Source organism: Legionella sp. W10-070, from assembly GCF_900640175.1.
Lineage (GTDB): Bacteria > Pseudomonadota > Gammaproteobacteria > Legionellales > Legionellaceae > Tatlockia.
Map to the genome: position 1 here is coordinate 43344 of NZ_CAAAJC010000012.1, position 22794 is coordinate 66137.

Consider the following 22794-nt stretch of genomic DNA (forward strand, 5'->3'; position numbering starts at 1 on the left):
ATCCGCTTTTTAGAGCTGTCGGTAGCTCCGCAGGCTGATGACGTTGGATTGCTGCTGTTCGTCTTCACTGCTTCCTGCTTCTGGATTCCAGAAGGGGTCAATGGCTTCGTTGTTAGTATTTGTGCGACGCTTCTCATTCCTTTTCTCCTGCGTTAATTCGATTTTGACTTCATCTTCCCAACATCTTTGCGATAACCAGTTCGCTGGAAATTTCCATGCAGGAACCCATTCGTCATGGGCTTCTTTTGCATGACGGGCTTTAATTTGGCTGTCTAATGCTTGCAGCATGGTTTGCAGTAAACGCTCATCGGGATTGATTTGTTGGAAAATTTCAAAAGCACGCTCGCGAGATTTTTTCTCGGGGTATAAACGCCAGAAGTGATCGAATTGGCGTAATAAATAAATATAATTATCTTCTTTTAGAGGTATGGCGGCTTTTGGGGTTTCAGCTATGTCGGCTTTTACTTCCACATCCTCAGAAAACCCAGTATTTACAAGGATTTTCTCGAGCGGCTTTGTGGCGGCTTTCCATGGCGGGTTTATGGCGGCTTTATTTTGGACAGAATAATCCAATGAAGCTAAAGAACATTTTAAAATAAGCTGCATACCGTCAGATTGAATTTCAATTAAGCCAGCACGTGCCAAACCATAAATGGCACGACGTACCTGATCACGAGAGAAACTTTGGCTTTTAATTCCCCGATTGGGCTCAATATAAAGCTGTTCAGATATCGACTGATGACTAATTCGCCGCTTGATACCCGTTATTCCAGTTTTAAGATCCATATACGGTCGTATTCCTCTAAGATAAGTCAACTGCTGGATATGAGGTAAGCCACTCATTGCCGCCAGCTCATTACCATTTATGACAAAATCCATCATCATGCCTATCCCTGTTAAATCTCGTTTTTACTTTCATAGTGTGATATATTTATAAAAATGAAACTTAAATATCACAAAATGTGAATAATAAGATTCACTATATATCACGTTACGTGATATATCAATGGGTAAACTACATTTTTTGGGGTAAATTTGACTGAGCTGAATATCAAAAAGGAAATTGGCAAGCGTATTCTTGAAGCACGGAAGGCTAAAGGCTTGACGTTAAAAGCTCTCGGTGAGCTTGCTGGGGGATTGAAACAAACGCGCCTGACGAATTGGGAGCAGGGTGTGCGTACACCCGGGCCGGAAGAGATTAAATCACTTGCGCGTGCGTTGGATGTTTCGCCTGCTTATTTGATGTGTTTGTCGGATGAAACACTCGTAAAAAGCATAAAAAAAACCAGTCACTTAATTCCGCTTTTGGATCATCATCAGGCTTGTCAAGCAAGGTTACATGTCAATGAATTTCGTGAACAAGGTACATGTATCGATGCTGCATTAATTTCTGTAAGTGCTGCATTACTACCGGAATTAAGTGATGAAGCATTTGCTCTTAAAATGACAGATGAAAGTATGATACCTGAAATTCGAGTTAATGACTTACTGGTTATTGATCCTTTAATTTTACCTAAGCCTGGAGATTACGTTGCGGTTAAAGTTGAGGGGCAAAAGGAGGTAATTATTTGTCAGTATAAGAAATTGTCTTATACCTCATCCGAATTTGAGCTGATAACGTCGAATGACAATTGGCCAAATATTAAACTGGATGATGGTCTTGAAATAGAAATTCTTGGTAGAGTAGTCCAGAAGATTCATTCATATTAATGATTATTTTTTCTATCGACTCTTTATTTCAATGACCTCCAATAAAACCCATTATCCATTCTCTCTACAAATTTTAGTTATATACTCTAATAGAAATAATAGTTTGCTTCGCAAATAATCGGCTTAAATCGGCAAAGATCGGTTGACATCAGTTAATCTGTTTGTATACTTTAAAGATATTTAAATGGGGAGAGACATACCAATTTTTCTCCCATACTTCGATTTAGGCAATTACATCGTTTTACACCATCGCCCACGAGGAGTTTGAAAAATGGAAGAGATGGAAGACCGCTGGTTATCAATAAGTGAAATATGTAAATACCTCGGTGTTAGCAGTGACACCGTGTACAAGTGGATTGATAAACATGAAATGCCCGCGCATCGTATGGGTCGCCTTTGGAAGCTTAAGAAAAATGAAGTGGATAAGTGGGTGAAGGCTGGTGGTGCAGCGGATCATTACTGCAAGGAAACATAAGAAAAAATGAGTACCGAAAGATATAACATGTCATTTATAGGGGGTAGTCTTCTTCATCGTGAATCGGTGAAGCTGGCCGAGTTATATCTTGAACTTGGAGATTGGGATGCTGTTCGAGAAATAGTCATGCTAGAAAACATGTTGCAAACTAGAACACTAAGCACGCTCAAGCGAATTTCTAAGGAGATTATATCCAGGCTTCAAGTTCTAAACCGAGCAGAACTGGAGATGTTCGTTGGGGGTCACCATCAAGAGCAAGCCTATCTTTTGTGGCTAGCAATATGCCGTCGGTATAAATTTATTGCTCATTTTGCCGTCGAGGTACTTCGAGAGCGTTTTATTACATTAAAAACTGATCTGACACACGAAGATTTTAACTCATTCTTGAACCGAAAATCAGAATGGCATTCTGAGCTTGATGAAATCGCTCCGTCGACAAAATACAAATTAAGACAAATTCTGTTCAAGATTCTTCGAGAAGCAGAGCTCTTAACGACAAAAAATATAATTAATGGCGCTATATTGAGTCCCAGACTATTGGATCTTCTGCATAAGGGGAATCCTCGCGAAGTATTGTATTTCCCTTTATTTGAATCCGATTTAAAAGAGAAGGAAAAATGTCAGACGATATAGCCAAAATGCCTATACAAGATAGATTTCAGCATCTCTTATCCGTCTTATCAAGTCAGCGATTTCTTGATAAGCAGGGACTTGGTAATGAAGTTCCATTCTTCATATGTCCTTTTAAGCCAGAAGAATCTGTTGAAATAAAACGCCATATGCATCAATTGGTAAAGCGCCTTGAGTTGCTCGGTATTCGTATTTTGGAAATAAATCTTTACGATTTATCGATCGAAATTCTTAAAGATCGAGCTATTTGGGATCAGATCCTCGAAATGGAGGAATTTGTCTCAAAAGATCAACTAAAAGAGCTGTTGCAAGGCGTACTCGATCCTGAAGCGCATCTTGTGCCAGCTATAGCGACTAAACTGTTAAATGAAGACTTTGAAGTACTTTTTCTTACTGGAATTGGTGAAGTTTTTCCGTACATTCGTTCACACAATGTTTTAAATAATTTACAGAGCACGGCTAAAGAAAAGCCGACTGTGATGTTTTTCCCCGGAGATTATACTCATTCATTGGAATCCGGAGCATCGCTCGATCTTTTTGGGAGGCTACATGACGATAAATATTATCGGGCATTCAATATTTTTCACTGCGAAGCATAAAAGAGGAAAGTTTGATGACTCTTAAGACCATTTTTAACAAACCATTAGATCGTCCGATTGAGGGAGTCATAAAAGCTGATGATGCTGCAAGTCTTCGTCTCGAAATTGAAGAGTATGTGTTGACTAATGAAGTTGAGAAAAGATTGGAATCTTTTTTGGATGCCTACAACAACTATGAAGGTGCTAATGGTGTTTGGATTTCAGGTTTCTTTGGTTCAGGTAAGTCTCATTTATTGAAGATGCTGGCAATTTTAGTCGAAAATAGAACAATAGATGGGGCTTCTGCTCTGGAACTATTCTTGCCCAAATGTGCGGACAATGAAATATTACGTGGTGATCTTAAACGAGCTGTAGCCATTCCTTCAAAAAGCATTCTCTTTAATATTGACCAAAAGGCGGATGTCATCAGCAAAACTGAGATTGATGCTTTACTCGCAGTTTTCGTAAAAGTTTTTGATGATATGTGTGGCTATTATGGTAAACAAGGACATATTGCTCAGTTTGAGAGAGATCTTGACAGTCGTGGTTGCTACGAGAAGTTCAAATCAGCCTATGTATCCATAGCAGGAAAACCATGGCAAAAGGGTCGTGAACAAGCGCTATTGGAGTCAAAAAACATAGCCATAGCGTATGCTAAGGCAACGAATGGTGATGAGTCTTCAGCCATGGGGATTCTCGATAAGTACCGCAGCGACTATCGAGTCTCGATCGAAGATTTTGCGGAGCAAGTACATGCATATATAGAGCGGCAATCACCCAACTTCCGTCTAAACTTTTTTGTCGATGAAGTCGGGCAGTATATTGCAGATAATGTCAAGTTGATGACAAATCTCCAGACTATTGCTGAGAGTTTGGCTACCAAATGTCGGGGACGCGCCTGGGTGATCGTCACAGCACAGGAAGACATGGGAACCGTCGTTGGTGAAATGAGCAAACAGCAAGGTAACGATTTCACAAAAATTCAGGCCCGGTTTAATAATCGTATGAAACTGACCAGTGCAGATGTAGCTGAGGTTATACAAAAACGTCTGCTCATGAAAACAGCGAAAGGCATTAATCTACTCTCAGATATATATCGTTTGCAGTCGAATAATTTTAAAACGCTATTTGATTTTGTAGATGGTGCTCAATCTTATCGTAACTTCCAAGATCGTGATCATTTCATTCATAGTTATCCCTTCATTCCTTATCAATTTAGCCTTTTCCAATCAGCCATTCAAAATCTATCATCTCATGATGCTTTTGAGGGCAAACACAGTTCTGTTGGAGAGCGCTCCATGTTGGGTGTGTTTCAGCAAGTAGCAGTTAAAATTGGGGATAAGGAAATAGGTCAGCTTGCAACTTTTGATTTGATGTTTGAAGGGATTCGAACTGCTTTAAAGTCAAATATTCAAAGAGCGATTATTCATGCTGAGAACAACCTTGATAATGACTTCGCAATTCAATTGTTAAAAGCTCTTTTTTTAATCAAATACGTCAAGGAGTTTAAGGCAACTGCTCGAAATTTATGTGTTCTGATGCTTGAAAGATTTAATCAGGATCTCCACGCACTGAGCAAAAGAGTTGAAGAAACGCTTAATCTTCTGGAACAACAAACTTATTTGCAACGTAATGGTGACTTATATGAATATCTTACGGATGAAGAAAAAGATGTTGAAAAAGAAATTAAAAACACAGAGGTGGAGTCAACTGATATTGCCTCAGAACTTGAGACTATTGTATTCGATCATATTATCAAGCATAGAAAAATACGGTTTGACAAAAATGGACAAGATTATATTTTTTCCAGGAAAATGGATGATCGGTTATATGGCCGTGAGCAAGAGCTAGCTATTCATATCATTAGTCCATTTCATGAACACGCTGAAAATGAACAGATGCTGCTTACTAACTCAATGTATAAGAACGATGAATTATTTGTTGTCTTACCAGCGGATGATAGATTGATGCGTGATTTATTGATGTATAAGCAGACTGAAAAATACATCCGGCAGAATATGTCAATGACCCAACAGGAGGCAGTAAAGCGGATTTTGAATGATAAAGGATTCCAAAATCAGGAACGATATGTCGAGCTTAAACTGCATGTTCACGGTCTTATTTCCAAGGCCAGATTTTTTATTGCAGGTGAAGAAGTTGAGATTAGTTCTGAAGATGCACAAGTCCGAGTACAGCGTGGATTTCATGAACTCATCACTCGCGCCTATCCGAATCTAAATATGCTGCGAGGTATTAATTATACTGAAAATGATATTATAACGTGTCTTAATAAATCCCAGCAGATTCTTTTGGGCAATGATGTAACGTCATTGGTTGAGTCGGAGCAAGAACTATTGGCTTTCATCCATAGCAATAATCGAGGTGGTGTACGTACAACACTAAAAAGTTTGCTGGAGAAATTTGAGCATAAGCCCTATGGTTGGCCGTTTGCCGCTGTTCTTTGTACATTAGCTAAACTGTGTGCTCGTGGCAAAATTGAGCTAAGAGTTGCTGGCAACCTTCTTGAAGATGATGAATTGGAACGTGCATTGCGTAATACTCATGGACATGGCAATGTGGTATTGGAGCCCCAGATTGAATTTACAGCATCTCAGGTGCGTGCACTAAAAGAATTTTTTCAAGATTTTTTTGATGCCCCACCACCAGCTAATGAGGCTAAGATTCTAGGTAGGGAAACGGGTATTGCTTTTCATAGTCTCATGCAAGAGCTCAAAACAAGTGCTGGTGAGACATCCAAGTATCCATTCTTACAATCGCTGATACCAGTAATCGAAAAGCTCAAAGAACTTAATGGTAAGTCGTATACTTGGTATCTAACTGAACTTATCCCTCAAGAAGACATTCTTTTTGATATGAAAGAAAGCATTATCGATCCGGTTCGCAAATTTATGAGTGGCCCACAAAAAGATATCTTCGATAACGCCTGTAAGTTTGTTCAAATTCAGAAGCCAAATTTTACCTATATCAAAGGTGATGAAGCCGAACAAATAACCATCAGTCTTGAGGATCCTAAATGTTTCAAAGGTAATCAGATGCAACAAGTGAAATTGCTGCTCGAAACATTGCAGAAGAAAGTCAATGCTCAGCTTGTGGAAGAGATTACCAAAGGCAAAGAGAAGATTCTTTCCCTCAAAGATCGTCTCTGTGGCATGGAGGAATTCGGTATGCTGAATAAAGAGCAACAGGAGCAACTCACCCGAGCGTTCAATACATTTAGTGCGAATTTTGAGTGTCAGGATTTAATTGCTGTCATCCGAGATGAGCTGCGCCGATTTGAAGAAAGCGACTACCGAAATTTACTTTGCCAGATGGCAACCTGGGCACAACCGACGACACCAGCACTGAAACTAGGGCCTGAACCCTGCACCTCTACTATCACGGTCAAAGGTGAGATCCCTTCACCAACGGCCAAGCAGGAGCCACAAATTGAGTATGTATCCTGCCGAGAAATGAAAATCTCATTTGATAAAGCCTGGCTGGCTAACGAGAGCGATGTAGATAGTTACCTAGAATCTATGCGTGAGTCACTGCTAAAAGAGATACGTAAGGGCAAGCGTATTCAAATTTGAGAAACAGATCAATTTCCTGGCGCCAGGAAATTGATCACCTGGAGAAATAACAATGAAATCAGACATGATTCAAATACTTCAAAGTCAATTTGACTCACTCAGTCAACAGATACCTGAAGAAAAAGGTAACTAAATGGAAACGGCTAAGCTCAAAAAATTTGCTCAGCTTGCTCGACGAATCCTCAGAGAACAGGTTTCTGCAAAGCTCAAGTTTGTACTAACAAAAGACAGTGCAGCCCGCCGAGAAAGTCCAGAGGCTATTAAGAAGCTTGAAGAAGCTATTGATTGTTATGGTAAGGATCAGGTCATCGAACGCGTGGCTTACACCTGGTTTAACCGATTCTGCGCCTTGCGTTTTATGGATGTAAACCGTTACACTCGTATTGGAGTGGTTTCACCTTCCAAAGACCAGTCCCAGCCTGAAATTTTGGCTGAAGCCAAGATGGGCCATATCGACGAAGAAATGGTACCAGACACGATAAGAAAGAATATTTTTGCACTGCTCCAAGGTAGCTCCCCTAGCCGTGACCCACAGGGTGAAGCTTACCGCTTGTTAGTCGTGGCGGTCTGTAACTTCTTTCACCATGCCATGCCGTTTTTGTTTCAGCGCATAGACGACTATACCGAATTACTGATGCCTGATGACCTACTCTCAAGTAACTCTATTCTCAATTATACGCGCGAAGCAATGACATCAAATGATTGCAATGATGTTGAGGTAATTGGCTGGCTCTACCAATTCTATATTTCCGAGAAAAAGGATGAAGTGTTTGATGGGCTGAAGAAGAATAAAAAAGTAACACCTGAAAACATCCCTGCTGCCACTCAGCTTTTTACACCGCACTGGATTGTGCGCTATTTAGTTGAAAACTCACTCGGTCGTCTTTGGCTTCTCAACCGCCCTGATTCAAAGCTGGTTGAACGCATGGATTACTATATTAAATCAGAGCAACAAGAAACAGACTTCCTAAAAATTGATAAACCTGAAGATATTAAAATTTGTGACCCAGCCTGTGGTTCTGGTCATATGCTCACTTATGCCTTTGATCTGCTTTATACCATCTACGAAGAAGAAGGCTATGAACCCACTGAAATCCCGGAAAAAATTCTTACCCATAACCTATTTGGCATCGAAATCGACGAACGTGCCGGTGAGTTGGCTGCCTTCGCCCTTACCATGAAAGCTCGTGCCAAACAAAGGCGGTTCTTTAACAAAGGAATTAAGCCAAACATCTGCGTGTTGGAGAATTTGCATTTTGAAGAAGGAGAGCTTCATGACTATATGAACTTTGCAGGTCAAGAACTCTTCACAACACCACTTCTGACCACATTGAACCAGTTTAAAGAATCAGACAACTTCGGCTCCTTGATACGTCCTGATATTACTGACATAAAGAACATATTGCAGAATTTAAAGGCTAAGGATTTAAGTAGCGACTGGATTTATGAGTCAACCCATAAAAAGATATTGCAAGCTCTTCGACAGGCGGATTATCTTAGCCCTAAATACCATGTTGTAATCGCCAACCCACCTTATATGGGTGGTAAAGGGATGAATGGGAGATTGTCTGCATGGCTAAAAGATAACTATGCAGATGTGAAATCAGATTTGTTCTCTGCTTTCATTGTCCGTAATACAGAACTTACGTTAACCAAAGGTCAACTTGGTTTTATGACGCCATTTACTTGGATGTTTATTTCATCCTATGAAAAGTTACGTTCTTTTTTAATTAATCAAAAAACTATATCTTCATTGGTTCAATTAGAATATTCGGGATTCGATGGCGCCACTGTACCAATATGTGCCTTCACAGTTGAAAATTCGCACAATCTTAAATACAAAGGTGGATACGTTAGGTTATCTGATTTTAAAGGCTCTGCTAATCAAGGACCAAAGACCATTGAAGCTATTAATAACCCCGATTGTGGCTGGTTTTATCGTGCCTCCGGTACTGATTTTAAAAAGATTCCAGCTAGTCCAATTAATTACTGGATAAGCAATAATATTAGAGATATCTTTATAAAGAGTACTAAAATCGTTGGGGATATTGCTAATCCAAATCAAGCCTTAGTTACAGGAAATACTAATTTTTACATTCGAAAATGGAGTGAGGTTTCTAAAGAGAAAATAGGTTTTGGGTATAATTCTCGTGAAGAAGCAAAATATTCACAAAAAAAATGGTTCCCCTACAATAAAGGCGGTGATTTTCGAAATTGGTATGGAAACTTTGAGCATATTATTGATTGGGAAAATGATGGTTATAAGTTACAGACAACGCTACATCCAAACGGTGATAGATTGTGGGCACACAATTTTGTTTTAGAAAGTATCTTCAAAGAAGCAATAGTGTGGAGCAAAATCACCTCAGGGAAGCCCTGCTTTAGATATTCACCCGACGGTTTTCTCTTTGATGATGCATCTGGTGTCTGCTCTTTTCAGGCAGATAGAAAGGAACTTATTCTTGGACTATTCTGCAGCAAAATAAACTATTTAATTCAAAGCATTACTAATCCCACGTTAAATATACAACCAGCTAACCTTCGAAATGTACCGTTGCCAGAAATTATACCTAATAATATTAAGAGATTAGTGAATAAGATTATTTTAATATCGAAATCAGATTGGGATTCCTATGAAATATCCTGGAATTTCACTGGCATACCAATACTAAATCGGGGCTATCATCAAATATCACTGAAAACTATATATCAAAAAATTCGCTCCCACTGGTGGGAAATGACACTTGATATGCAAAAATTGGAAGAAGAGAATAACAGCAACTTCATAGAAGCTTATGGTCTTCAGAATGCAGTTTCGCCAAAAGTGCCGCTAAATGAAATCACCCTAACCTGTAATCCGCATTACCGCTACGGTAACGACAAGAGCGAAGAGGAGCTTGAAGCACTATTGCTTGCCGATACCATGCGAGAATTGGTTTCTTATGCTGTGGGCTGCATGCTAGGCCGCTATGCTTTAGAAAAACCAGGTTTGATCCTAGCTAACCAGGGAGAAACCATCGAGGACTATCTAAAGCGAGTCCCTTCTCCAATCTTTCCAGCTGATGAAGACAACGTTATCCCCATTCTCGATAGTAACTGGTTTTCCGATGATATTACTGAACGCTTCCATAAATTCCTGCAAGTAGCCTTTGGTGAGGAACAATATGGGGAAAACCTGAGGTTTATAGAACAGAGCCTAAACATCAAAGAGAAACAAAACTATAGCATTAGAGACTATTTTTTAAATGAATTCTATACCGACCATGTGAAGCGGTATAAGAAACGCCCTATCTACTGGCTATTTTCAAGCCCCAATGGAAGTTTTAATGTATTAATTTACATGCACCGTTACCGTCCAGATACAGTCAGTGTGGTGTTGAATGACTATTTACGCGAATACCGCACCAAACTTATTGCACATAAAAAATATTTAGAAGCAGTAAGTATAAGTGCCAGCACCTCAAAAAACGAGAAGACAAAGGCATTTAAGGAGATTGATAAGACTAACAAGATCCTGAAAGAATTGGAAGAATATGAGCGCGACATTCTTTATCCACTTGCTGCTGAACAGTTAGAAATAGATCTTGATGACGGCGTGAAGGTTAACTATCCAAAGTTTGGTGCGGCTTTGAAGAAAATTAAGGGGTTAACGGATGAGTAACCGTATTGCTCTGACATTAAGTAAATTATTTGAGCGCCATCGGATCGTTTTTTGGTATGACACCAAAAAAGAGTTGCGCGAGAACTTTGAGGCTATTCAGCTATCCGGTATTGAAAAATTGGAACTTAATAATAACCAGTATGGTATCAAATACAAAATTCTGCGTGAACAGCCGACACAAAAATTTCTACTCTACTATGAAGGACCTCAGCCTGATGATCTCAATAACTGGCTGCTTGACGTACAATTGGCTCAATGTGAATTCCGTACGGATCAAGTGGCTATCTGGCTATCCGAGTTGGGGCTTGGGTTTGAGTTCACTGAAGTTATTCAGCCCCATGTGGAATTCTTCCAGGCAGAAAAACGAAAGGATGCGCTCAAAAAATTACTGAAGGCCGATGATACGGCTGGACAGATTCGTCTGAAAATGCTGGCAGTATGCACAGATAGTGAACCGCGTATCGATGCTGTGGCAGAAACTTTATTACAAGAGCTGGCAGAGAGGCATGACGAGAAGATTAAATTGGTTGGCAGATGCGGTCTAGAAAACTTTCTTTGGGAGCAGATGACTCGTTGTTATGGTTATACTTCGAACGAGCCGGGTATCCGTGATTTTGTCATTGAACTTTTCAAATCATGCTACGCCATGGGTACAGACGGGCAGGTGAAACTGACTGGCGATGCTTTAGTTTTTCTTAAAAGATGGAAGGATAGCCGCCAATTTGAAGCTGGTTTTGAGGCATTATCAGAAGAATGTGCTGACGTACTTGGTATTGAACATAACTTAACCAACCAGGACTTTAGGGAGTTAATAGACTTAGATTATTTCCGTCTGATCGATTTGAAAGTCATAAGCGATCTAGTCCGAGCAGTTGCATCACGAACTGTTTCTAGCGGTGATGTATCACTTTGGGTTCGTCAACGAAGACAAAGCCATTGGTACGGACAATACCAACATCTTTATGAAGCTATTGATTATGCTTCTAGGTTTATCCATGCTTTGGGTGAAGCTAATCTAACGATGAATAGTCTTGCCGAGGGTGTGCAAAGATACAGTGATTGCTGGTATCAACTCGATCAGCTTTATCGTAAATTTACTTATCATGTACGCATATCGGGCCAATCTTCTTTGATGGCTACTCTGACTGAGCAGATTGAGAACTTTTACAGTAATAATTATCTATTTAAACTGGGTAATTGCTTCCAGACCTTTGTTGATGCGGCATCTAGGTGGGAAGCCGATCCAGTGAAGAATCAATCAGAATTTTTCGAGCAGTGGGTACGTCCATTCTTGCGCAAAGATACTAAGGTTTGTGTACTTATCTCGGATGCCATGCGTTATGAAATTGGCGATGAATTGTTGTCCCTCATTCGCCAGGAAGACCGTTATAGCGCTGAAATAAAACCGGCCCTATCGATGCTCCCGAGCTACACTCAGCTCGGTATGGCGGCACTACTTCCGCACAAGAAGCTAGAGATTGCAGACAATGAAAGCGGAGCCGTGTTAGTTGATGGATTAAGCTCACAAGGAACTATCAACCGCAAAAAGATCCTGGGACTTGTTCCAAATATACGCGCTACGGCCTGCAAAGCCGATGAGTTGATGGCCATGAAAAAAGATGATTGTCGAGCTTTAGTTCGTGATCATGATGTAATTTATGTTTATCATAACCGGATTGATGCTACAGGTGACAAACGGGAAACTGAAGAGCGTGTTTTCGAAGCAGTGGAAGAAACTTTGCAGGAATTAATTCGTTTGATTAAGAAACTTACTGGTGCCAATGCCACCAATTTGCTTGTGACAGCAGACCATGGCTTTATTTATCAAAATCGCACTATTGATGAAAGCGATTTTTCAGGTATTGATGCGGCAGGAGATAAAATTCTGTATCGAGATCGGCGTTTTCTGCTTGGTAAGGGGCTGATTGAATCTTCCAGTTTACGCAAGTTCGCGCCCAAACAACTAAGCCTTTCAGGTGAGGTAGAGGTTCAAATTCCCAAATCGATTAACCGTCTTAGATTAAAAGGTTCCGGCAGTCGTTTTGTACATGGAGGAGCATCATTGCAGGAGGTGGTCATTCCTGTTCTTAAAATTCACAAAAAACGCCAGAGCGATGTAACTGCTATAGAGGTAGATATCCTGCGCGGGTCCAGCTCGGTAATCACATCCGGGCAGCTGGCGGTGACGATGTATCAAGCTGGACCTGTTACAGATAAAGTCCAACCTCGTGTGCTAAGGGCTGGTATTTATACTGAAGCCGGCGAATTAATCTCTGATAGTCACGACCTGACTTTTGACCTGAGTTCGGATAATCCTCGAGAGCGCGAGCTTCAAGTACGCTTTGTCTTGACCCGTATGGCTGATGAAGTAAACGGTCAGGAAGTCATTCTTCGATTAGAGGAAAAACATGCTGGAACTTCACATTACAAAGAATACAAGTCGCTCCGATATGTGATGCGACGATCATTTACCAGTGACTTTGACTTTTAGAGGATAGACAACCGATGAATGAACTTGACCATAAAAGTAATTTCCATTTCCCAGGACTCGTTGTTCGCAAAGATCTTGTTAAAGCGGTGAAAGGTAATGCTATTGTCCCATCCTATGTGTTGGAATATCTTCTGGGACAATATTGTGCTACCAGTGATGAGCCAACTATCCAAACTGGTATTGAGACGGTTAAGGAAATTCTAAGAAAACATTATGTGCATCGTAATGAGTCTGGCTTGGTTCGTTCCAATATTAAAGAAAAAGGGCGTTACAAGGTTATCGATAAAATCAGTGTGTCTCTTAACGATAAGACTGATGCTTATGAAGCGCAGTTTTCCAACCTTGGTATTAAGAAGGTGCTTGTCGACTCAGGCACTGTCAAGGCGCATCCAAAGTTATTGGTCAGTGGCGTGTGGTGTATTGCAGACATTGAGTACTTATTCACTGAGGACAAGAACGCTAGTCCTTGGATCTTATCTACTCTGAAACCTATTCAACTGTCTCATTTTGATTTTGATTTATATACTGATGCTCGCAAGCAGTTCTCAACTGATGAGTGGATAGATCTGCTAATTCAAAGTATCGGCTTTAATCCTGAAATGTTTGGAAAGCGCAGTAAGCTGACCCAATTGATTCGCCTTATTCCATTTTGTGAGCGCAACTACAACCTGATTGAGCTTGGTCCAAAGGGTACTGGTAAATCTCATATTTACTCAGAGTTTTCTCCTCACGGGATTCTAATTTCTGGTGGTGAAGTCACCGTTCCTAAATTGTTTGTCAATAATTCTACTGGAAAAATTGGCTTAGTCGGCTACTGGGATTGTGTTGCTTTTGATGAGTTTGCAGGAAAGCAGAAACGGGTGGACAAAGCCTTAGTTGATATCATGAAGAACTACATGGCCAATAAGTCTTTCTCTCGAGGTGTAGAAACTTTAGGCGCTGAGGCATCGATGGTCTTTGTAGGTAATACCCAGCATACAGTTCCTTATATGTTAAAACACTCAGATTTGTTTTGTGAGTTACCAGATAAGTTCTATGACTCTGCATTTCTTGATCGAATACATTTTTATATCCCCGGCTGGGAAATTGATATTATTCGAGGTGAAATTTTTTCTAGTGATTATGGTTTTGTAGTCGATTATTTGGCTGAGATTTTGCGCTCATTACGTAATCACGACTACTCTGATCGTTATAAAGAATATTTCTCTCTTTCCCCCGATATTTCAACAAGGGATCGAGATGGAATTCATAAAACATTTTCTGGTTTGATGAAAATACTTTTTCCTCACGGTGAAGCTACTAAGGAAGAGATTGAGGAAATTTTAAAATTTGCAATTGAAGGCCGAAAACGCGTTAAAGATCAGCTGATGAGAATCGACACGACATACGGTAATGTTAGCTTTTACTATGCTGACATGGAAGGAAATAAGAAGTTCGTTAGTACACTCGAAGAGGAAGAATATCCTAGTTACTACAATAAAACTATTGATGAGGATGTTACTGAGGAAAGTCCATATATTGAACAACCACCAGTTCCTTCAAAACCTTCGCCATCTGCCCTAAAAGCCCCCCTAGAACAGCATCTTATCATTAAGGAAAACCAAAAAGGTATATCTTTTGATTCTCTGCTAGGAGCCTACATAAAGGGAGCATCGGCCATTACCGTTACAGACCCTTACATTCGTCTATTTTATCAGATTAAAAATTTCATGGAATTTTTAGAAACATTGGTCAAGCTTAAAGCCCAGGATGAGGAAATTTCTGTTCATTTAGTTACAACCGAAGATGATTTCAAAGGGGAACAACAAAAAGAACATTTTGAGAAGATACAAGAATCTGCCAGTTCAGTTGGCGTGATGTTCACCTGGGAGTTCGCGGATGCTGGCTCTATCCATGCTCGTCATATCGTTACTAATCATGGTTGGAAAATCTCCATGGATCGTGGTCTTGATATATTTCAGCACTATGAGATAAACGATGTTTTCACCTTTGCTAATAGGTTACAGCAATATCGTCCGTGCAAGGCATTCGAAGTGACATTTATTAAACATATATCAGAAAGGGCTGATAATAAATAATTAAGCTTACACTGAAGGCTCTGGTTGTCACATTAGCTTTATTTCACCATGTCTTGCCAAGCTTCTACAATCATAACCATAGCTAATGTATCCAGCTCGCAATATTGTAATAAAGCTCTTTTGAGTTCTTCTCGTTCAAAGTTACTCATATGAGTGAACTGTAGTTTGGCATAAGCGATGGTTGCAGCTCCGCCTTCTTTTAAGTATTCATCATCAAACAATAAGTTAACTTCTTCTTCAGGTAATTCCTTATTGATGGGGGCCAAAAGAGAGTAAGGATCTTTTATGCCCTCATCCTCAAACACAATCCAGCACTTTTGATTAAAATTTTTGCTTATTATGCCTTGTTTGCAGCCATAAATCGGTTGACTATATTTTTGTTGAAGGTATTTTGAGCGATTCAAAATAGCAGGAAGCACTTTCTTGATTGAATTTGATCCATTGGTTAATGGATCATAATAAAATCGCTTAACGAGCTCACATAAATCAACCATACACCGCTTACCAATCCATTTGTTACGGCTATCTGACGGAGATTTTGTAATCGACTTAATAAACATCACCAGATCATCAAGATCTTCTGGAGGCTCTGGCAACTCGAGCAATTGCCCCAATATCATATTCAAATATGTGTTTTCATGATTGCTATAGCGAAAAATAGTTCCAGAGTCTTTTTCAAGTTCAGACTTTAGTGCGCGAATAAAATCAATTGAAGGGTCGATACCTGGAACAGTATTGAGGTATTCACCAACGTGCGCCACATTGCCTTTCTCATCCATGATATGGTGGGAGAATTGAAAAGCTATGCCTTGATATGGATGAGCACCTTTTTTAAAGGGTATAGGTAACATTGCTGTTTCAAAATCAATAAAATGTAAGGGGTATACCCAGGATTGCATTTCATCGCTTAAGCCCTGTTTGTCTAACCAAACGGTATTATCGTTGTTTTTAGCTTTTTCAATTTGCAGCCATTGGCGTTGACTGGCAGATAAACCTGGCTTGCCATCATCTTTGGTGGGTAAATCATCTTCATCAAAATCCTGTAGTTTTATTAACCCTTTTTGTAGGCATTTTTCCCTGTCACGAAAATTCCATAAATCCAAAACAGTAGCATCGAGAAAATCATTATCGTTGTATCCAAGTGCCTCGCGCCAACATTCCTTAAAACCTGAACGGAGTCCCTTTGCTTCATCGCTAGGTAATGTTTTGAATTGACAAGCAGCGCATTCTTTTTTAGGGCGAGATGGTGATTTTAATCCATTAAAATATTGTTGGCTGAACTCGTGGAAGCTATCAATAAAAGGCCGCCCAGAGGTATCATTTTCAGACCATATTTTTTCCGTTAAATGATCGACATTAATTTCTTTTAGCAGGCGAACCGATAGATCTTCAGAAGATAGTGGTTCTAAAATTTTAACCCTCAGTTTGCCGGATTTATCCTTGGTTAGAAAAAACTTGCGGTTCAAGCCATCGGTGGGGCAAATACTGTCTTTATCAACAAGCATTAGATAACTTGAAATACGGTAATTTGGGAAAGCATGCTGAAGAACCCATTTTTGAAAAGCAACATCGGCAATGTACGGCTTCCATTTTGCATTGATAGTTCCATCTTTCTTTACAATTGTTTGGATTTCCTCATTGCCAATAGATTTAGCTTTGATTTCTATTAACTTCAAGTGGTTCTGATGTTTTATCAAAATGTCCGTGCGAATTAAGTATCTTTGGTGTAATACTTCTGCCTCGAATAGGGTAATCGATTCTTTTGTCAGCAGTCGCTTTGTCGCATCTAAGCCTGATTCGCCATGACTGGTTTTAACAAATATACCTTCTGGGAAGTAACAGCGAGCAAGAGCTTCTACTTGATACCCACCTTCAGCCAACGCTTTTAGAAATGAATTTTCTGCCTGTTGGTTGGCATATTGGGGCTTATCTATATAATAGAGTTTGGTAGGGCACTCCAAGGCCAGTTTAAACTTAGATTTGGTAAGTTTGTTAGTCGACACTTTTACCCTTTGCAAAATTGCATTCAATCTAAGTATAGCAATTACAATTAAGCTGTGTGACACCAGTAACTAGCGGAAAGACCTGTGATTCAGTAGCTAATTTTCTGATGTTTTTTTGTGGTTAGTAAATGATGGGAATATACTATGCTGTTAGAAATCGAAACTCAACGCACAATATTGCGCTTGATTAGTGAAGAAGATCTAAACCTTGTGGCTGAATTAAATTTAGATCCAGAAGTTAGAAAGTATTTTCCTGATGGAGTCCAATCGAAGGAGCAAACTAAGAAAAGAATTAAACAGTTCATAGGTTTTTATAAAGAACTTGGACTTCCTTGTTTTGTCATCTTTAATAAGGAATCTAATGAATTTATTGGACGCTGTGGTTTTGGTCCTATAGAGACTGGCGAAATTGAAGTTGGATATCTAATCGCAAGAAAATTTTGGGGCATGAATTATGCCTCAGAAGCTTTAAAAGGCCTGCTTAATTGGAGTAAAAAAAATATTAAAGCTGATTTTATTATTGCTTTTGCTCCCATAGAACACAAAGCCTCACACCGCGTGATGGAAAAGTGTGGAATGCATTACTATAAAGATGGGACTGGGCATGGTGTAGAATGTAAATTTTATCGAATTAAGAACACTGATTAGTGTCGTTGCATTAGCGGGTTGAATGCGCCAAATTATTGATTTGAATAAACCGATTTCGATAGACTATGGCGGATACCGCCGGATACCGCCGGATACCGCCGGATACCGCCGGATACCGCCGGATACCGCCGGATATTGATTGCTCGTTACTTATTGATCAATTGCCATTTTGTTGTTCTAGCTTTGCCAATGGAAGTGACTATCCCTTTGATTTTTAGAACATTTAAATTTTCACGAATGGTTCTTTCGGCAAGCAATGCAGGTAGTTGTAATCTAATTTCTTTTAATGAAAGAGTGTCAGCGGTCTTTAATACTTCAATAATTTCCAGTTGGCGCAATGATAAATTAGAAGTTTCTTGTAAAGAAATCCCCGTATTCATTACTTCCTTAAAGCTAAAAATAACCGAAAAACCATTAGAACTGTCAGTGAATTCAGGTTCGGGGGTATTATTTGCTCTACAGTATTCTATCATTCGCGTTGTGCCTGTTCCCCATTTTTCTATCCAGCCTCTTTTATAGAATACGTTGGCAATCAATTCATTTCGTGGGTATGAGTTATGCGGGCCTTTGAGCTGATCCAGTTTGATAGCAGGGAGTAAACCGCCTGGATTCCATAGCTCTAATCGATCATCATAAATTGCAAAACTTGTTGTGGATGATCGAACATTATAATCTCTATGGCAAAAGGCGTTGATTAATGCTTCTCTTAAAGCCAGTTGTGGTACGGCTGGTTCATCTACTCTCTGTAGCTTTCCGGGTACAAAATAGCTCGCAATGGGTAAGTGGCGGTTGGCGAAATGGTGGGCAAGCGTGATGAGTTGAAAAGCATTGCCTCTTTCCATTTGGTTATCAATAAAGCCTTCCAGTTTTGTACGTCCTCTAAAACGAGCCATTTTAATTTCACATCGTGAAAAGATCTTTTCCGTGTTTTTTGCAAATAAAACTACTGCTGCATTGGTGAGTCGGCCATCTTTGATTAATTTAAAATTATCTAGGATTTGCTCAATACTATGTTCAATTGCCTCAGGGCTAATACGATTCTTGTTAATACCTTCTTTAACGGTGTTCATAATTTCTTGGTGATCAAGATCATCTATTGCAAATTCATCCGTTAAATGTACTTCCCAGTCATGATTGAGATAATTTCGTTTAATAATCAATTGCTCATACTGATGTTGAGTCATTCTTGATGTGGTTGAGGCAACACGTTCAAAAGGGCGGCCATCATAAATATAGGGAACATGTTTTCCTTCAGGAATATCTAGAAGGATTATCTGCTTTTCATCATCTAAGGGGAGGTAATGAATACCAATAGATACATGTGGCTCGATTTTCCTGATTTCTTTGGCAATTTCTTGTTTCGTATTGTCTGATACATTTTGGCCAATGAATTCACCATTGTTTTTGACTCCAAATATGATAAATCCACCCTTTAAATTTAAAAACGCACATGCCGTTTCAAGAGCAGGTTTAAGCTGGCTGGTAGAGTTTTTGAATTCCAGATGATCTGATTCGCCTTGTTTTACAAGTTGCCTTAGTTGATCGATGTTCACGGAATCGTATCCTTTGATTAGTTGGTTGTATGGTAACTTTTGTCCTCAGAAGAAACCAGATTTGCGATGAATTTTGCCCACTTATCCAATGCTTCCTTGCGCTCGGGTAGCATTTCATTTTTATTGTAGGTTGCCATGATCTTGGGCATTTTATGACCTAAACATTTCTCAATCACAACAGGATCAATTCTTAGCGTTTCACCCAGCTGTGTGGCGAAGGTGCGGCGTAGATCGTGAGGTGTCCATTTTTCGATACCGATTCTATCTTGTAAGCGGATAACAGCTTTGGGTAAGGCGCGGTCGGAAAGGGGGCTTTGGCCATCTGCGCCGCTTATGACATACTCACCCATGCTGCAGTTGTATAACTCTCTAAATAGTGATTTGACTATGTCCGTTAAATGGACTCGCATGGTTATACCTGTTTTGGTGTTGACAGCGGGGATCGTCCATAGGGAGTTTTCGAAGTCAATCTCATTCCATTGGGCAATCCTAAGTTCCCCAGTACGAACGCCTGTTAATAGCAAAATCTTGATGGCATTGGTTATTTGTAATGAGACATGATGCTTGCCATTGCTGAGAAATTCCCATAGTTGCTTAATTTCATCAATGGTTAGGTACCGCTCTCTGGGTTTTTCGATACCTCCGATGTCTCTGGCACGAATATAGATTGCTGGATTTATCTTAAGCTCGCCTCTGCTGACTGCATAATTAAATGCCTGCTTAATAGCGCTTAACACTTTATTCGCATGCACATTTGAACCGCGAGCAACAATTGTATCTAATGCTCTTGTGATATCTTTGGCTTCTATTTCATCAATGTATTTCTCACCTATAAGAGGAATAATATCGGCATTAATGAGCTGACGGATCTGCAGCGGTTGCTTTCTATGCTTGGAGATATAATTGTTATACCAACGATTAACCAGCTCTGTAACAGTATTTTTATCTTCTTCAATTTCGGGCGATAAAACTTGTTTAGGATTGATAGATTGTCGTTTTAATTCCTTTAATTGAATAAATTTTGTTTTGGCATCTGCCAGGCTCATCTGTGGATAATGACCTAAACTGACTTTTTCAGTTTTATCATTTATCTTATAGCGATAAATCCATGTTTTCGTTCCTGCAGGAGAGACCTTAATACCAAACCCTTGACCCTCGTATTCTTCATACTGCTTATTTGGACGAGGCTTTAAGTTTTTAATAAAGGTATTGGTAAAGTTGCTCATAACAAGAATCCGTTTTAGGTACACTTTTAGGTACACTTTTTTGTATTCTTGAATGATATTCGATGTTATCATTTGTTACAAGATAAATGAAATAACTCTTTGTATGTATGGACTTTCGAAGGGAAAAGATGTAAAAATGTAATTTCAATTAGTATTGATATCAAGAGAATGGGGTGCTAGTGGTCGAAGGTTCAAATCCTTCCGTCCCGACCAATAGCGGTGAGAGTTTTGGGCTCTTCCCCAAATCCGGGGGCACTAGTCAAGAACACAAAACTTTAACCCTTACCCTATAACTTTCAAAATTTCTAAATCCATAAGCACGACGTTGAATCAGTTTATTTGGGGTAGAGCCGTTTATTTTAAAGTAATTAAAAAAAGATAGGGATATAAGTGTTAAAAAATTCAATCATCAGCAAAGTGAAAAATCGGGCAATAAGTTTAATTACTTTTAGAAAAATTCGTGAAAAATTATATGCGCGAGATAAGGAACTGGAAGCGCTTAAGCTACAATTAAAAGCAAACGATAGAGAATTAGAAGCCCTCAAGTCCTTACATTCATGGTTCAGATGGTATTACAGTGAGTATGCCTCTACTCTAAGAATGATTCAGTACAATAAAAAGACACTTGATATTAATAATCGGTTAATTGATTATGCTAATGAATTTATACCCATCGAAGATGTCACTCAAAAATTGATAGTTCCTCCTCCATCTAACGGCCCTTTGACCAGAGAATATATTTTTTTTGCTGCAAGATATCTATTTCTGCCTGATAAAAACAATAACAGTATTCAACTCTATTCTATGTCTTATTTAGGTTATGCAGATTTTATTCACTCACAGCAAGTCTATGATGCTTTTATTGATTATTCTGCCCTTACTAGTTCTGAAGAGATAGTTGAACTGACTGATGATGCTGCTGGTCTTCTTACAAAGTTTGCCCAAAGTGATAGGTTTGAGGGAATGGAATATGTTTATTCTGGAGAAAGTAAATATTTTCGTCCCTTTGCTTATAATACGGGTGATCTTGACCAGGACGGCAAAGACGATTTTATGCTGGGAGGAAAGTTGCTCTTATCTTCGAATAATTATGATCCAGAGAAAAGTTACCATCTACCGCAGGAATCTATTTTTTTGGAAACACATAAAGAAACATTACTCGTATCTCTTGAAAATAGCTGCATAACAATTAATTGTTATCGTAATAATAAATTGCAACAAATATGTAGTACTGCCATAGATACAATAGTTTATAAAAATATCCCGCATGTACTCTATCCTTTACCTTTAAATACAGATCATCCTGCAATGTTTTCCATACGTTCAGAGCGAGGATTGGATATTTATATATTAAATGACTCCATGGTTCCGGAATTAAAGTGGTGGATAACAGGCTTAGTTGAAAAGGAAGTGCTAATCGGTGCTTTTGGAAATTTTATAAATAAGGATTTTAGCGATTTCTGGATTTCTCAAGTTGCAACTGGAACTGAAAGAAAAGCTTGTGTTGATCAATTGGTATTAATTTCTTCTCAGCAATTGCTTAGCTTTCCTCAAGGCGAGGTTCCACTAGGTGATGTGTTATATTTTACTGTAAAAGGAAGTGATAAGTATTCTGATTATGATGGAATATCTTCATCCTTATCACCTATTGCAGGGGATATTGATGCTGATGGAAAACCAGATTTATCATTTGTTGGCCACCGTCATATGAATGAAGCCGGAGCATTGTATATTTTGTTAAATGATAACATCAAAAAAGGAGGGGTACTTAATATTACGGATGAGAAGATAATTAAAATCCTAGGAAAGCCTATGAGCCAGCTTGCTCCTCCATATGTTCATTGGGATGCGACAGATCTTACTGGCAACGGTCATTGTGATATTATTGTTTCAGCAGATAACGATTTGTATTCGGGGCTTCATGCGGGTGCAATTTATATTTTAGATAGTAAAAAAATACTACAAGCTTGGCATGAAAAGTGTAGACCTTGAACTGTTTTATTTCCCTGTATTTCTATAGCAAGTGGCCTTGATGGGTGAAGCGCAATCAAGGTTTTCTGACGACTTTATCTTTCCAAGCTCACAAAGTTTTGCCTTTCATATCCAAAATAAAACCTGGTTACGCCTCCGGCTACACTAAAGTTTGCTGGT

14 protein-coding genes are annotated in these 22794 nt (G+C 39.3%); 10 read left to right on the forward strand and 4 right to left on the reverse strand.

Translation table 11 applies throughout. The features are described 5' to 3' along the window. Nucleotides 1-9: 9 nt before the first annotated feature. Complete coding sequence (locus E1O65_RS06890) at nt 10-879, reverse strand: hypothetical protein (protein ID WP_133132911.1); 870 nt, start codon at nt 877-879, stop codon at nt 10-12. Between the two features lie 156 nt (nt 880-1035). Here E1O65_RS06890 and E1O65_RS06895 point away from each other — a divergent pair, with 156 nt between their 5' ends. The 8 genes from E1O65_RS06895 (at nt 1036) to brxL (ending at nt 15213) form a co-directional block, all read left to right on the forward strand. Beyond that, on the forward strand, nt 1036-1710 hold the full coding sequence (locus E1O65_RS06895; RefSeq protein ID WP_133132862.1) for a S24 family peptidase: 675 nt from the start codon (nt 1036-1038) through the stop codon (nt 1708-1710). A gap of 271 nt (nt 1711-1981) precedes the next feature. Next, nucleotides 1982-2185, forward strand: coding sequence for a helix-turn-helix domain-containing protein (locus E1O65_RS06900; protein ID WP_027222690.1), 204 nt, complete (start codon nt 1982-1984; stop codon nt 2183-2185). 6 nt (nt 2186-2191) lie between these two features. Continuing rightward, the gene (locus tag E1O65_RS06905; RefSeq protein ID WP_133132863.1) at nt 2192-2818 is read left to right on the forward strand and encodes a DUF1819 family protein; all 627 of its coding nucleotides are present in this window, start codon (nt 2192-2194) and stop codon (nt 2816-2818) included. 5 nt (nt 2819-2823) lie between these two features. Then, complete coding sequence (locus E1O65_RS06910; protein ID WP_133132912.1) at nt 2824-3414, forward strand: DUF1788 domain-containing protein; 591 nt, start codon at nt 2824-2826, stop codon at nt 3412-3414. Nucleotides 3415-3428: 14 nt separating this feature from the next. Then, nucleotides 3429-6983, forward strand: a complete 3555-nt coding sequence (gene brxC / locus E1O65_RS06915) for a BREX system P-loop protein BrxC (RefSeq protein WP_165474921.1) — start codon at nt 3429-3431, stop codon at nt 6981-6983. Between the two features lie 133 nt (nt 6984-7116). Then, the gene (gene pglX, locus E1O65_RS06920) at nt 7117-10644 is read left to right on the forward strand and encodes a BREX-1 system adenine-specific DNA-methyltransferase PglX (protein ID WP_133132865.1); all 3528 of its coding nucleotides are present in this window, start codon (nt 7117-7119) and stop codon (nt 10642-10644) included. After that, the gene (pglZ, locus tag E1O65_RS06925; RefSeq protein ID WP_133132866.1) at nt 10637-13135 is read left to right on the forward strand and encodes a BREX-1 system phosphatase PglZ type A; all 2499 of its coding nucleotides are present in this window, start codon (nt 10637-10639) and stop codon (nt 13133-13135) included. The genes pglX and pglZ overlap by 8 nt, the downstream gene beginning before the upstream one ends. A gap of 14 nt (nt 13136-13149) precedes the next feature. Further along, the gene (brxL, locus tag E1O65_RS06930; RefSeq protein ID WP_133132867.1) at nt 13150-15213 is read left to right on the forward strand and encodes a BREX system Lon protease-like protein BrxL; all 2064 of its coding nucleotides are present in this window, start codon (nt 13150-13152) and stop codon (nt 15211-15213) included. Nucleotides 15214-15251: 38 nt separating this feature from the next. On the opposite strand, the gene E1O65_RS06935 is transcribed toward brxL, so the two are convergent. Beyond that, nucleotides 15252-17216, reverse strand: a complete 1965-nt coding sequence (locus E1O65_RS06935; protein ID WP_133132868.1) for a DUF2779 domain-containing protein — start codon at nt 17214-17216, stop codon at nt 15252-15254. A gap of 144 nt (nt 17217-17360) precedes the next feature. Here E1O65_RS06935 and E1O65_RS06940 point away from each other — a divergent pair, with 144 nt between their 5' ends. Beyond that, on the forward strand, nt 17361-17864 hold the full coding sequence (locus E1O65_RS06940; protein WP_027222681.1) for a GNAT family N-acetyltransferase: 504 nt from the start codon (nt 17361-17363) through the stop codon (nt 17862-17864). 146 nt (nt 17865-18010) lie between these two features. On the opposite strand, the gene E1O65_RS06945 is transcribed toward E1O65_RS06940, so the two are convergent. Both E1O65_RS06945 and E1O65_RS06950 read right to left on the reverse strand, forming a co-directional pair. After that, nucleotides 18011-19417 carry an ATP-binding protein gene (locus E1O65_RS06945; protein ID WP_133132869.1) on the reverse strand — a complete coding sequence of 469 codons (1407 nt, stop codon included), beginning with the start codon at nt 19415-19417 and terminating at the stop codon, nt 18011-18013. A 17-nt stretch (nt 19418-19434) separates the two neighbouring features. Then, the gene (locus tag E1O65_RS06950) at nt 19435-20643 is read right to left on the reverse strand and encodes a site-specific integrase (RefSeq protein ID WP_133132870.1); all 1209 of its coding nucleotides are present in this window, start codon (nt 20641-20643) and stop codon (nt 19435-19437) included. Between the two features lie 390 nt (nt 20644-21033). Here E1O65_RS06950 and E1O65_RS06955 point away from each other — a divergent pair, with 390 nt between their 5' ends. Further along, complete coding sequence (locus tag E1O65_RS06955; RefSeq protein WP_133132871.1) at nt 21034-22635, forward strand: hypothetical protein; 1602 nt, start codon at nt 21034-21036, stop codon at nt 22633-22635. The last annotated feature ends 159 nt before the right edge of the window (nt 22636-22794 follow it).